The organism is Candidatus Mycolicibacterium alkanivorans, assembly GCF_022760805.1.
GTDB classification, from domain to species: Bacteria; Actinomycetota; Actinomycetes; order Mycobacteriales; family Mycobacteriaceae; genus Mycobacterium; species Mycobacterium alkanivorans.
This window is the reverse complement of the sequence record NZ_JAIVFL010000001.1, coordinates 2,066,642-2,078,738: the sequence shown is the minus strand read 5'-3', so window position 1 is coordinate 2,078,738 and position 12,097 is coordinate 2,066,642. Positions and strand designations below refer to the sequence as shown.

13 protein-coding genes and 1 tRNA gene are annotated in these 12,097 nt (G+C 68.5%); 4 read left to right on the top strand and 10 right to left on the bottom strand.

Annotated elements, in window-relative coordinates; all coding sequences use genetic code 11:
* Nucleotides 1-48: 48 nt before the first annotated feature.
* Nucleotides 49-121: transfer RNA gene (locus K9U37_RS10410), tRNA-Asn, on the bottom strand.
* A gap of 149 nt (nucleotides 122-270) precedes the next feature.
* Here K9U37_RS10410 and K9U37_RS10405 point away from each other — a divergent pair.
* On the top strand, nucleotides 271-522 hold the full coding sequence (locus K9U37_RS10405; RefSeq protein WP_243071624.1) for a hypothetical protein: 252 nt from the start codon (nucleotides 271-273) through the stop codon (nucleotides 520-522).
* A 13-nt stretch (nucleotides 523-535) separates the two neighbouring features.
* On the opposite strand, the gene K9U37_RS10400 is transcribed toward K9U37_RS10405, so the two are convergent.
* The 3 genes from K9U37_RS10400 to K9U37_RS10390 all read right to left on the bottom strand — a co-directional run bounded on the left by K9U37_RS10400 (nucleotide 536) and on the right by K9U37_RS10390 (nucleotide 4,221).
* A complete protein-coding gene (locus tag K9U37_RS10400) occupies nucleotides 536-850 on the bottom strand; it encodes a DUF7155 family protein (RefSeq protein WP_243071623.1) in 315 nt (104 codons plus the stop codon).
* Between the two features lie 55 nt (nucleotides 851-905).
* On the bottom strand, nucleotides 906-2,837 hold the full coding sequence (dnaG, locus tag K9U37_RS10395; RefSeq protein ID WP_243071622.1) for a DNA primase: 1,932 nt from the start codon (nucleotides 2,835-2,837) through the stop codon (nucleotides 906-908).
* Nucleotides 2,838-2,928: 91 nt separating this feature from the next.
* The gene (locus K9U37_RS10390) at nucleotides 2,929-4,221 is read right to left on the bottom strand and encodes a deoxyguanosinetriphosphate triphosphohydrolase (protein WP_243071621.1); all 1,293 of its coding nucleotides are present in this window, start codon (nucleotides 4,219-4,221) and stop codon (nucleotides 2,929-2,931) included.
* A gap of 33 nt (nucleotides 4,222-4,254) precedes the next feature.
* Here K9U37_RS10390 and K9U37_RS10385 point away from each other — a divergent pair, with 33 nt between their 5' ends.
* Nucleotides 4,255-6,264 (top strand): TPM domain-containing protein, encoded by a 2,010-nt coding sequence (locus tag K9U37_RS10385; RefSeq protein WP_243071620.1) that lies wholly within the window; start codon nucleotides 4,255-4,257, stop codon nucleotides 6,262-6,264.
* A 2-nt stretch (nucleotides 6,265-6,266) separates the two neighbouring features.
* On the opposite strand, the gene K9U37_RS10380 is transcribed toward K9U37_RS10385, so the two are convergent.
* Together K9U37_RS10380 and K9U37_RS10375 are read right to left on the bottom strand one after the other, a co-directional pair.
* Nucleotides 6,267-7,649, bottom strand: coding sequence for a glycine--tRNA ligase (locus K9U37_RS10380; protein ID WP_243071619.1), 1,383 nt, complete (start codon nucleotides 7,647-7,649; stop codon nucleotides 6,267-6,269).
* A 185-nt stretch (nucleotides 7,650-7,834) separates the two neighbouring features.
* Nucleotides 7,835-8,002, bottom strand: coding sequence for a hypothetical protein (locus K9U37_RS10375; RefSeq protein WP_243071618.1), 168 nt, complete (start codon nucleotides 8,000-8,002; stop codon nucleotides 7,835-7,837).
* Between the two features lie 41 nt (nucleotides 8,003-8,043).
* On the opposite strand from K9U37_RS10375, the gene K9U37_RS10370 reads away from it, so the two are divergent.
* Together K9U37_RS10370 and K9U37_RS10365 are read left to right on the top strand one after the other, a co-directional pair.
* Nucleotides 8,044-8,349: an ArsR/SmtB family transcription factor gene (locus K9U37_RS10370; protein ID WP_243071617.1), complete on the top strand. Its 306-nt coding sequence runs from the start codon at nucleotides 8,044-8,046 to the stop codon at nucleotides 8,347-8,349.
* Entirely contained in the window at nucleotides 8,346-8,825 is a 480-nt protein-coding gene (locus K9U37_RS10365; RefSeq protein ID WP_308197365.1) for a Fur family transcriptional regulator, read from the top strand. Before K9U37_RS10370 ends, K9U37_RS10365 begins: the two co-directional genes overlap by 4 nt.
* Nucleotides 8,826-8,895: 70 nt before the next feature.
* Here K9U37_RS10365 and K9U37_RS10360 read toward each other — a convergent pair whose 3' ends face one another.
* From K9U37_RS10360 to era, 4 genes are all read right to left on the bottom strand, one after another.
* A complete protein-coding gene (locus K9U37_RS10360) occupies nucleotides 8,896-9,282 on the bottom strand; it encodes a hypothetical protein (protein WP_243073312.1) in 387 nt (128 codons plus the stop codon).
* 59 nt (nucleotides 9,283-9,341) lie between these two features.
* Entirely contained in the window at nucleotides 9,342-10,256 is a 915-nt protein-coding gene (locus K9U37_RS10355; protein ID WP_243071616.1) for a decaprenyl diphosphate synthase, read from the bottom strand.
* Nucleotides 10,216-11,037: a DNA repair protein RecO gene (recO, locus tag K9U37_RS10350; protein WP_243071615.1), complete on the bottom strand. Its 822-nt coding sequence runs from the start codon at nucleotides 11,035-11,037 to the stop codon at nucleotides 10,216-10,218. Before recO ends, K9U37_RS10355 begins: the two co-directional genes overlap by 41 nt.
* A gap of 122 nt (nucleotides 11,038-11,159) precedes the next feature.
* The gene (gene era / locus K9U37_RS10345; RefSeq protein WP_243071614.1) at nucleotides 11,160-12,062 is read right to left on the bottom strand and encodes a GTPase Era; all 903 of its coding nucleotides are present in this window, start codon (nucleotides 12,060-12,062) and stop codon (nucleotides 11,160-11,162) included.
* Nucleotides 12,063-12,097: the final 35 nt, after the last annotated feature.

Genomic DNA, 12,097 nt, shown 5'->3' with positions numbered 1-12,097 from the left:
CCGCCGTGTATATCCCTCCCACCAGCGGCTTTCACAGTGAGTACCTTGCTCCCCCGGATGGACTCGAACCATCAACCGTCCGATTAACAGTCGGAAGCTCTGCCAATTGAGCTACAGGGGACTACCTGCCCGGCCAGGCGCGCTTGCGCCGACGCGGACCGGGAAGTGACTCTAGCCTACCGGGGTCCCTCCACGCCAAAACGGGTGGCGGGCGCGGTCGGGTCCGCGTCAGGCAGGATGGTGGGCGTAGGTGTCGAGGAAGGGAGCGCAGTGATCCGGTTTCTGGCCGTACTCGGCGTCGGCTACGTGTTGGGCACCAAGGCCGGCCGTCGCCGCTACGAGCAGATCGTCGGCACCTACCGCGCCGTGACGGACAATCCCGCCACCCGATCGATGATCGACGCCGGACGCCGCAAGCTGGCCGACCGGGTTTCCCCGGATCCCGACCCGAGGATGGTCCGACTCACCGAGATCGACTCGGAGACCACCGTGGTCGAGCCACGGCAGCCGGAAGCGAAGTAGAAATCCCGGGGCGTCAGCCCATCGGGATACTGATGGACTGACCCGGCAGCAGGGGGCCGGTGGTCACACCGAGGCCCGGGCTGCCGCTGTTCTGGCCGCCGAGGCCGATCTGCGGCGTGCCGATGTAGGTCGGGCTGCCGTTGGACCACGAGATGCACTGCCCGTCGTTGCGGGATCCGACCCATGCCAGGCAGGTGCCCGAACCGGTGGCCGAGGTGCTCGAGGTGCTGGAGTCGGTCAGCGCGGCCAGGGCCGGCACCGCAGCCGCAGCCGCGGCAAGGGCGCCGATGGCGGCGATTCGCCGTGCACGAGTATTCGCGGTAGTCATATCCGGCCTTTCGCTGTAAACAGGCAGCACGTTAACCATACCGTGGCGGCAATTCTCACGCAGTCAGGTGGTCGCCGCTGGCCTGTTCGAGCAGGCTGCGCCGGTAGGACTCCAGCGCCACCAGGTCGCCGAACAGGGCGTGGTACTCGTCGCCCTGCTCGACCGGCGACATCCGCTGCAGTTTGGACTTGACCTCGGCGACCTGCCGGCCTACCCACACTTCCTGCAGTCGGGCCAGCACGCCGCCGATGCAGCGGGGCAGTTTGTCCTCGTCGTCGACCCGGATGGCCTCGACACCGAGCTCGGTGATCAGGCCCTGGGTGGCCGGCGCGTTCGTCTGTTCGCGCACGGTGTCGATCCACTGCCCGCCGGTGATGCCGGACGACGTCCCGCCGGCTGACTCGATGGCGGTGCGCACCGCGGCGTAGCCGGGGTGGGTGAAGCTCTCCACGGTCAGCGAGTCGAAAACCGGGCCGGCCAGCGCCGGGTATTGCAGGGCGGCCTTAAGCGCCTCACGCTGCGGCCACAGCGTCGGGTCCCGGGGGTCGGGCCGGCTGGCCCCGGCCTCTCCGGCCGCTCTGGGCCGCCCGATCGGCGGGCGCCGGTTGTCACCGCGGGCACCGGGCTTATGTTCGGCCTCCTCGCGGACCCGGGCGATCACCTGGGCGACGTCGTCCCATCCCACCCAGCCGGCCAGCTGGCGTGCGTACTCGTCGCGCAGGGTCGGGTCCTTGATCTGGGCGACCATCGGCACGCAGCGGCGCAGCGCCGCCACCCGGCCCTCGGCCAGATCCAGGTCGTGCTCGGCCAGTGCGGTGCGGATGGCGAACTCGAACAGTGGCGTGCGGCGGGCCACCAGATCGCGCAGCGCGGTGTCGCCGTGCGCGAGCCGCAGATCGCACGGGTCCATGCCGTCGGCGGCAACCGCCACGAAGCTCTGCCCGGCCAGGTTCTGCTCGCCGGCGAATGCCTTGAGCGCCGCGGCCCGGCCGGCCGCATCGCCGTCGAAGACGTAGATCAGCTCGCCGCGGAAGAACTTGTCGTCCATCATCAGTCGGCGCAGCATCGCCAGGTGTTCGTCGCCGAATGCGGTGCCGCAGGACGCCACCGCGGTGGTGACTCCGGCCAGGTGCATCGCCATTACGTCGCTGTAGCCCTCGACGACGACGGCTTGATGGCCTTTGGCGATGTCGCGCTTGGCCAGGTCGATGCCGAACAACACGTTGGACTTCTTGTAGAGCACCGTCTCCGGAGTGTTGACGTACTTGGCGTCCATCTGGTCGTCGTCGAAGATGCGCCGCGCGCCGAAGCCGACGACCTCACCGCTGGCGGTGCGGATCGGCCACAGCAGCCTGCGGTGGAACCGGTCCATCGGACCACGCCTGCCCTCGCGAGACAGGCCGGCCGCCTCGAGTTCCTTGAACTCGAAGCCCTTGCGAATGAGGTGCTTGGTCAACGAATCCCAGCCCGACGGTGCGAACCCGCAGCCGAACTGGCGAGCTGCCGCGGCGTCGAAGTTGCGCTCTGTCAAGTACTTTCGCGCGGGCGCGGCTTCATCGGAATCCAGTGCGGCGGCGTAGAACTCCTGGGCGGCGGCGTTGGCGGCGATCAGCCGGCTGCGGCTGCCGCGGTCGCGCTGGACGCTGGTGCCGCCGCCGCTATAGGTGACCGTGTAGCTGATGCGATCGGCCAGCATCTCCACGGCCTCGACGAAGCTGACGTGCTCGATCTTCTGGAGGAAGGCGTAGACGTCGCCGCCCTCGCCGCAGCCGAAGCAGTGGAAGTGGCCGTGGTTGGGGCGCACGTGGAACGAGGGTGACTTCTCGTCATGGAAGGGGCACAGGCCCTTGAGCGAGTCGGCGCCGGCGCGGCGCAGCTGGACGTAGTCGCCCACGACGTCCTCGATGGCGACGCGCTCGCGGATGGCGGCGATGTCGCGTTCGGAGATGCGCCCCTTGCGATCCCCGCCCCCGCTCACACCGGCCATCGGCACAGTCTAGAGCGGACCCGCGAGGCACTTGGCCAGGTCGCCGAGCGTAACGTCTAGGTGACGTTGAGCACCGATCGCAACCCTGACGTTACTGCCGGCGCGGCGGATCGTCGCCGATGCCGGCGTCGATGCGTTCCAGGCGGCCCTCGGTGTAGGAGGCGATCTGGTCGACGACGACGCGCAGCCGCGCGGCGTCGTCGGGCGCGGCGTTGAACGCGGGCGCGAAGATGGTGTCCAGCGTCGCCGGTGCGCCCTCGAGCAGCCAGTGCGCCACCCGGTGGATGCGGTCCCGTTGCCGCGCCTGCAGTTCCAGGTGCCGGGGGTCGGACATGATGAACTGCAGCGCCAGTGTCTTGAGCACCGCGACCTCGGCGCGCACCGTGGCGGGCACATGCAGATCGGCCTGGTAGCGCACCAGCGGCTGCGGCCCGGCAACCTCGTGGGTCAGCGCGATCGCGGCCGAGGCGAACCGGCCGACCAGCTCACTGGTCAGCCGCTTGAGGGCCACCGAGGCGGCCAGCGTTCCGTCGTACTTGCCGACGTCGGCGACCACCGGCAGCCGGGACAACCGGCGCGCGGCGTGCTCCAGATCCCCGGCGCCCAGCCCGCGTCCGGCGTCGATCGCGCTGGACTCGCCCAGCGGGCCCAGGGCCGCGGCGGCGTCGTCGTCGGCCAGCACCCGCAGGTCGATCCGACCCGACACCACACCGTCCTCGACGTCGTGCACCGAATAGGCCACATCGTCGGCCCAGTCCATCACCTGCGACTCCAGGCACGGCCGTTCGGCGGGCAGACCGCCGCGCACCCACTGCGCCAGTTCCCGGTCGTCTTCGTAGAAGCCGAACTTGCGCCCGCGCGCACCGCGGAACCACGGATACTTCGTGACGGCGTCCAGCCCGGCGCGGGTGAGGTTGAGGCCGACGCTACGGCCATCGGCGTCAAGGACTTTGGGCTCGATGCGGGTCAGGATCCGGAAGTTCTGGGCGTTGCCCTCGAATCCTCCGCAGGCGGAGGCGAACTCGTCGAGGGCCCGCTCGCCGTTGTGCCCATAGGGCGGGTGACCGATGTCGTGTGCCAGGCCGGCCATGTCCACCAGGTCGGGATCGCAGCCCAGCGGCACCGCCATCCCCCGGCCGATCTGGGCGACCTCCAGCGAGTGCGTGAGACGGGTGCGCGGGTTCTCGCTCTCGCGCGGCCCGACCACCTGGGTCTTGTCGGCCAGGCGGCGAAGCGCCGCGCAGTGCAGCACCCGGGCACCGTCGCGGGCGAAGTCGGTCCGGTGCTCGGTCGTCGTACCGGGCAGCCCGGCGGTCTTGGCCGTCTCCGCCACCGCCCGCTCGTGGTCGGCCTCGTCGTAGCGGCCCTGCTGAATCGTCGTCACCGAGGCACAGTCTGCCAGCTACATTTGACGCTCATGCGCCTCGCTCGTCTGTTCAGCCTGCTCGCCGCCATCCTGACGGTCGCAACACTGGTAGCACCGACCGCCACGGCTGAGCCCCCGTTCCGGCTGCCCGACTACGTCACCGACAACGCCGGCGTGCTGAACGACAAGCAGCTCTCCGACGTGCAGAAGGCCGTCGACCGGCTGTACTCCGACCGCCACGTACGCCTGTGGGTGGTGTTCGTGGACTCGTTCGCCCCCAAGGGCGCGGTGTCCTGGGCGCAGGACACCCGCGTGGTCAGCGACCTGGGCGATCAAGACGCGATCCTGGCCGTGGCCACCGGCGAGCGCTCCTACGCCTTCCTGGTGCCGCCGGCCGCGGCAGGCGGCAGCTCAACCAAGGTCGACGACATCCGCCGCGACAAGATCGAGCCCGCCCTGCGCGGCAACGACTGGGCAGGTGCGGCCATTGCGGCGGCCAACGGGCTCGCTGCGCTGGGCGCGTCCTCGGGCGGAACCGCGGCGAGCATCTCGTGGGTGCCGGTGCTGATCATCGCCGCGCTCATCCTGCTGGCGATCGTGCTGCTGATCTTGTGGAGCCGCCACCGCAAGCGCAAGCGCCACGAGGCCGAGGTGGCTGCGGCCAAGAGGGTGGACCCGACCGACCCGAATGCGCTGGCCTCGGTGCCCGTCGACGCCCTCGACGAGCTGTCCCGCTCGATCGTCGTCGACGTCGACAACGCGGTGCGCACCAGCAACAATGAGCTGGAGCTGGCCGCCGAGGAGTTCGGTCCGCAGCAGACCGAGCCGTTCGCCAAGGCCGTCGAGAACGCCAGGATCACCCTGAAGCAGGCGTTCAACGTCCGTCAGCAGCTCGACGACGCGGTGCCCGAAACTCCGGCGCAGCGCCGCGATCTGCTGACCCGCGTGGTGGTCGCGGCGGCACGCGCCAACCGCGAGCTCGAGACACAGACCCAGTCCTTCCAGCAGCTGCGCGACCTGGTGATCAACGCCCCCGACCGGCTCGACGCGCTGACCCAGCAGCTGGTGGACGTCACCGCCCGCATCGAGCCGTCACAGCAGAAGCTGACCCAGTTGCACAGCGAGTTCGCCGACTCCGCGCTGGCGTCGGTGGCGCGCAACGTCAACGCCGCCAAAGAACGGCTGGCCTTCGCCGACGAGTCGATCACCCGGGGACGCGAACTGGTGGCCAAGCCGGTCGCCGGCAAGCAGGGTGAGCTGATCGACAGCGTGCGAGGCGCGGAATCGGCTCTGCAGCAAGCCAGTTCGATGCTCGCCGCGGTGGACAGCGCGGCCAGCGACATCCGCAAGGCGGTGAGCACATTGCCGGCGGCGATCACCGACATCCAGAACGGGATCAACCAGGCCGCCACTCAGCTGGCGCAGGGTTCGCTGGCCAATGCCGCCGAACTGTCGGCGGCGCGCGATGCCGCGGTCAAGGCGGTCACCGCGGCGCAGAGCGCCGGGGCGACCGACCCATTGGGTGCGTTCACCCAGCTGACCGAGGCCGACGCTCACCTCGACCGACTGCTGGCCGCCGTCGCCGAGGAGCGCGAGGCCGCCGAACGGCTCAGCCGGTCCTACGACCAGGCGCTGTTCGCCGCGCAATCGCGGGTCCGCTCGGTGTCGGACTACGTCGACACCCGCCGCGGCAGCGTCGGGCCGGAGGCCCGCACCCGACTCAACGAGGCGGTGCGCCAGCTGGAAGCCGCGCAGTCGAAGAAGAAGTCCAACATCACCGAGGCGATCGCGCACGCCAACGGAGCCTCACTGCTGGCGGCGCAGGCCCAGCAGCTGGCCAACGAGGATGTGCAGTCCGCACAGCGAGCCTACATGAATCATTATGGCGGCGTTGGCCGTTCGTCGGACATGGGCGCGGTGATCGGTGGGATCATCCTCGGTAACATCCTGTCCGGCGGCATGCGCGGCGGCATGCGCGGCGGCGGCTGGACGTCGACCACCTTCGGCGGGTCGCAGGGCTCGTCGGGCGGCGGGATGTTCGGCGGCGGCGGCCGGTTCTAGCGTCAGCCCTTGAGGCGGGTGGCCAGGTAGTCGACCACCGAGTCGATGCCGATGCGTTCCTGGGTCATCTCGTCGCGCTCGCGCACGGTGACCGCGTGGTCCTCGAGCGAGTCGAAATCGACTGTCACACAGTACGGTGTGCCGATCTCGTCCTGACGGCGATAGCGCCGGCCGATCGCGCCAGCATCGTCGAACTCGATGTTCCAGTACTTGCGGAGCTCGGCGGCCAGGTCCTTGGCCTTCGGACTGAGGTCCTCGTTGCGTGACAGCGGCAGCACCGCGACCTTCACCGGAGACAGCCGAGGGTCCAGACGCAGCACCGTGCGCTTGTCGACGCCGCCCTTGGCGTTGGGCGCCTCGTCCTCGGCGTAGGCGTCGACGAGGAACGCCATGAACGAACGGGTAAGTCCCGCTGCGGGTTCGATCACGTAGGGCACGTAGCGGGTGTCGGTCGCCTGGTCGTAGTACGACAGGTCGACACCGGAATGCTCCGAGTGCGTCTTGAGGTCGAAGTCGGTGCGGTTGGCGATGCCCTCGAGCTCACCCCAGGGGTTGCCCTGGAAGCCGAACTTGTACTCGATGTCGGTGGTGCCCGCCGAGTAGTGCGACAGCTTCTCCTTGGGATGCTCGTACAGCCTCAGGTTGTCGCGCTTGATGCCCAGGTCGACGTACCACTGCAGCCGGGTGTCGATCCAGTACTGGTGCCACTCGCGTGCGGTGTCGGGCTCGACGAAGAACTCCATCTCCATCTGCTCGAACTCGCGAGTGCGGAAGATGAAGTTGCCCGGGGTGATCTCGTTGCGGAAGCTCTTGCCGATCTGGCCGATGCCGAACGGCGGCTTTTTGCGCGAGGTGGTGACCACGTTGGCGAAGTTGACGAAGATGCCCTGCGCCGTCTCGGGCCGCAGGAAGTGCAGACCCTCCTCCGTCTCGATCGGGCCGAGGTAGGTCTTGAGCATCATGTTGAAGTCGCGCGGCTCGGTCCACTGCCCCTTGGTGCCGCAGTCCGGGCAGGTGATCTCGCTCATCGGCACCGAGTCGGGGTCAGCGATCCCCTTCTTCTCGGCGTAGGCCTCCTGCATGTGGTCCTGACGGTGCCGCTTGTGGCAGTTCAGGCATTCGACCAGCGGGTCGTTGAACACGTCGACGTGACCCGAGGCCACCCATACCTCACGCGGCAGGATGATCGAGCTGTCCAGGCCGACGACGTCGTCGCGGCTGGTGACCACCGAGCGCCACCACTGCCGCTTGATGTTCTCTTTCAGCTCGACGCCGAGCGGGCCGTAGTCCCACGCCGACTTCGTGCCGCCATAGATCTCGCCGGACTGGTACACCAGGCCACGGCGCTTGGCCAGGTTGACGACGGTATCGATCACGGACGCCACGATGGGTGCCACTCCTTTGTCTGTCTGGTCTTTCTGCGGGCAACAGCCCCATAGCCTAGCGACCCGTCTACCCGCCTTTGACATGCGTCATCGTGCATGGAACAGTGGAACACCAAGTGGAAATGATTTCCAATAGCGTCCCCGCCTGTTCAGGAGGTGATGGCATGACACTTCATGAGTCAACCTCAAGCCGCGTTTCGCAGGGTTTGCGCGGCTCCGTGGAGGTTGGGGATGCAGGGCTGGTCGTCGTGCCGGCAGCGGTAGATGACGCGGATCAGTCCCCCATTGGGTCGTTCGATTCCGATCTGCGCGTCGGCGGGATCGTCGAATCTGGCGAGTTTGCGAATCAACATCGCAATACCGTCCGCGGTATGGTCAATCGTGTGGTGCCCTAGTGACCACCGCCGCCGACCACGTCGCTCTCCTCGAGCGCGCCGGAGAGTTGCTGCGGGCGCTGGCCGCGCCGGTTCGCATCGCCATCGTGTTGCAGTTGCGCGAGTCGCAGCGCTGCGTGCACGAGCTCGTCGACGCCCTCGACGTTCCCCAGCCGCTGGTCAGTCAGCATCTGCGGATCTTGAAGGCTGCGGGTGTGGTGGCCGGCGAGCGCTCCGGCCGCGAGGTGACGTACCGGCTGGTCGACGACCACCTCGCCGAGATCGTCGTGGCCGCGATCAGCCACGCCGGGGAGGACCTCGCGTGACGGGATCCGATGTCCGCGCTCCCGGGACGGGCGTGCGTGCCACCCGCCAGCGGGCGGCCATCATGGCGCTGTTGGATTCGGTCGACGAGTTCCGTTCCGCCCAGGAACTGCACGACCAGTTGCGCCGCCGCGGCGAGAACATCGGACTGACCACGGTCTACCGCACTCTGCAGTCGCTGTCGTCAGCGGACCTGGTGGACATGGTGCGCACCGACACCGGCGAGTCGGTCTACCGGCGCTGCTCGGCACCCGACCATCACCACCATCTGGTGTGCCGGCACTGCGGCTCGGCGGTCGAGGTCAGCGGCCGCGAGGTCGAAGCCTGGGCTGCCGAAGTGGCTGACGCACAAGGGTTTTCCGACGTGAGTCACACCGTCGAGTTGTTCGGCACCTGCGCCGAGTGCCGACGCACAAGACCAGTGCCCGCCTCACAGCGACTCTCTCCTGACAACCCGACGGGCCTGAATCGAGATTGACGCCGGCCTGAGGCTCACTCGAACTGCGGCGCGCTCGCGTCGATTTCGGTGCCGCATCCGCTGGCTACCCCTAGTCGACCAACGCGCGCCGCGCGTCGACGCCGGCGGCCAGCACCATCAGCACCAGCGTGCGCAAAGCCTGATCCCCCAGCCCGTCGCCCGGAAAGTTGTAGCGCAGCATCACATCGCCGCGCCTGCCCGGCTGCTCGATCAGCGTCACCGTCCCCAGCATCGTCGCCTGCGCTTGTGCCGCAACGCGTTTGCGCAAGTCAGCGTTGAGCGGCAGGTCCCAGGCCAGCACCTGGGTCACCGACACCATCTCGATGTCGTCGGCTATCGTCACGGTGCGCAACGACGCGAACGTGCCCTCGTGCCGGACGGTCAGGGCGCCGTCGTCCTCGACGTCGACCGGCATCACGTCGCGCAACGCCTCGGCCAGTCGCGCCCCAAGCTCCACGGAACTAGAACTCATCTGCCCGCCTCCTCCCCGGGCCACCGGCCCGCATCGTCGCCGGGCTAGGCCCGGCCGAAGCGCCGGTTGCGCTCGGCGTACTCCTCGCATGCGGCCCACAGGTCGCGGCGGTCGTAGTCCGGCCAGAGTTTGTCCTGGAACACGTATTCGGCGTAGGCGGCCTGCCACAGCATGAAGTTGCTCGACCGCTGCTCCCCCGACGTGCGGATGAACAGGTCGACATCGGGGATGTCCGGACGGTACAGGTGCCGGGCGATGGTTGCTTCACCCACCCGCTCCGGGTCGATGCGGCCCGCGGCGGCCTCACACGCGATTTGCCTTGCCGCTTCGGCGATTTCGGCACGGCCACCGTAGTTGACGCAGTAGTTCACGGTGATGACGTCGTTGTTCGTCGTCATGTTTTCGGCGATGTCGAATTCCTTGATGACGCTGCGCCACATCCGCGCGCGGGAACCCACCCAGCGCATCTGCACACCGATGATGTCGAGGTTCTCCCGACGCCGGCGCACCACTTCGCGGTTGAAGCCCATCAGGAAGCGAACCTCGTCGGCGCTGCGCCGCCAGTTCTCGGTGGAGAACGCGTACACCGTCAGGTGCTTGATGCCGATCTCGACGGCCCCGCAGGTGATGTCGATCAGCACCGCCTCGCCCATCTTGTGGCCCTCGGTGCGGCTCAGCCCCCGTTGGGTGGCCCACCGGCCGTTACCGTCCATGACGACGGCCACATGCTTGGGCATCTGGTCGGCGGGGATCGCCGGCGGCACGGCCTTGGAGGTGTGCTGGGGCGGGCGGCGCGGTCCCCCGCCGGGCGCCGGCGGCAGCTCGGGGAAGACAACGGGCCAGCTCGAGGTGTCGGGGAACGTCGGGTAGTCGTCGGGCGCTGGGGGCAGTTGGGGAAACTGGTCCTTCCGCCTGCGCTCAGCCCCCCGCCACGAGCTGGTCACCCGGTTCATCGCCATGGGGCACATCCTGCCTGAACATCTCCTTACCGTGATTGGCGGGCTGCCGGTAGACACGCTCCACCAACGGCAGCGTTCGCAGCTGGCGTTCCAGGTGCCATTGCAGGTGAGCGGCGACCAGACCGCTGGCGTGGCTGCGGTGTGACGGCGACGAACCTTCCGCGGCCTCCCAGTCGCCCTCGTGCAGCGCCGACATCAGATCCAGCACGGCCTGCGGCGGGGTGGTCGACCCGGACGGCCGGCAGTGCATGCACACACTGCCACCAGCGGCGATGTGGAAGGCGCGGTGCGGTCCGGGGGCCGCGCAGCGGGCGCATTCGGTCAGGGCCGGCGCCCAGCCGGCGATCGCCATGGCCCGCAGCAGATAGGCGTCGAGGACCAGTTCGCGGGGACGGCGCCCGTCGGCCACCGCACGCAGCGCACCGACGGTGAGCCGGTGCAGCGCGGGGGCCGGGGCGCGCTCCTCACCGGCGAGGCGCTCGGCGGTCTCCAGGACGGCGCAGGCGCAGGTGTAGCGGCCGTAATCGCTGACGATGTCGGTGGCGAAGGCGTCGATGGACACCACCTGGGTGACGATGTCGAGGTTGCGGCCCGGGTGCAGCTGGACGTCGATGTGCGCGAACGGCTCGAGCCGGGAGCCGAACTTGCTGCGGGTACGCCGAACGCCCTTGGCCACCGCGCGGACCAGACCGTGGTCGCGGGTCAACAAGGTGACGATGCGATCGGCCTCACCGAGTTTGTGCTGGCGCAGCACGACCGCCCGGTCCCGGTACAGCCGCATCAGACGAGTTTCCCACGACACTGCGACATCCACGCGGACCCGCGCCGTTAGTCTCGACCTCGCCACGGCTGTGAACGTCAATCCGAGCCGATCGGTGGTGGGACACGCCGACCATTCGCGATCTAGAAGCCTAGGCGCCCAAGCTGTTTGGGGTCACGCTGCCAGTTCTTGGCGATCTTGACCCGCAGGTCCAGATACACCTTGGTGCCGAGCAGCTTCTCGATCTGGGTGCGGGCGGCGGTCCCGACCTCCTTGAGCCGGGCGCCGCCCTTGCCGATGACGATGCCCTTCTGGCTGTCGCGCTCGACGTAGAGCACGGCACGCACGTCGATCAGGTCGTCGCGGTCTTCACGGGGTTCGATGTCCTCGATGACGACGGCCAGCGAGTGCGGCAGTTCGTCGCGCACACCTTCCAGCGCCGCCTCGCGGATGAGCTCGGCCATGAGGACTTCCTCCGGCTCATCGGTGAGCTCGCCGTCGGGATAGAACGCCGGGCCGGGCGGCAGTTGCGCGGCCAGCACGTCGATCAGGACGTCGACCTGCTCGCCCTTGGTCGCCGAGACCGGGACGATGTCGGCGGCGGTGTCGCCGACGAGTTCGTGCACCGCGACGAGCTGTTCAGCGACCTTATCCTTGGCGACCTTGTCGATCTTGGTGACGATGACGACGAGGGTGGTTTTCGGGGCGACCGCGCGGATCTGCTCGTAGATCCAGCGGTCACCGGGCCCGATGGCCTCGTCGGCGGGGATGCACAGCCCGATGACGTCGACCTCCGAGTAGGTGGCGCGCACGAGGTCGTTGAGCCGCTTGCCCAGCAGCGTGCGCGGGCGGTGCAGGCCGGGGGTGTCGACGAGCACGATCTGGAAGTCCTCGCGGTGCACGATGCCGCGGATGGTGTGCCGGGTGGTTTGCGGACGGTCGGAAGTGATCGCCACCTTGGTGCCGACCAGCGCGTTGGTCAGGGTCGACTTGCCGGTGTTGGGGCGGCCGACGAAACACACGAAACCGGAACGGAACTCATTCACTGTGCAATCCTGGCGTCGAGTGTGCGCTGAGGACG

Bases quoted from the DNA above. Each gene is read 5' to 3' on its own strand.
- K9U37_RS10385 (WP_243071620.1), top strand. From the start codon at position 4,255: ATGCGCCTCGCTCGTCTGTTCAGCCTGCTCGCCGCCATCCTGACGGTC.
- K9U37_RS10400 (WP_243071623.1), bottom strand. From the start codon at position 850: ATGACTACCGCGAATACTCGTGCACGGCGAATCGCCGCCATCGGCGCC.
- dnaG (WP_243071622.1), bottom strand. From the start codon at position 2,837: ATGGCCGGTGTGAGCGGGGGCGGGGATCGCAAGGGGCGCATCTCCGAA.
- K9U37_RS10375 (WP_243071618.1), bottom strand. From the start codon at position 8,002: ATGTTGATTCGCAAACTCGCCAGATTCGACGATCCCGCCGACGCGCAG.
- K9U37_RS10355 (WP_243071616.1), bottom strand. From the start codon at position 10,256: ATGGCGATGAACCGGGTGACCAGCTCGTGGCGGGGGGCTGAGCGCAGG.
- recO (WP_243071615.1), bottom strand. From the start codon at position 11,037: ATGCGGCTGTACCGGGACCGGGCGGTCGTGCTGCGCCAGCACAAACTC.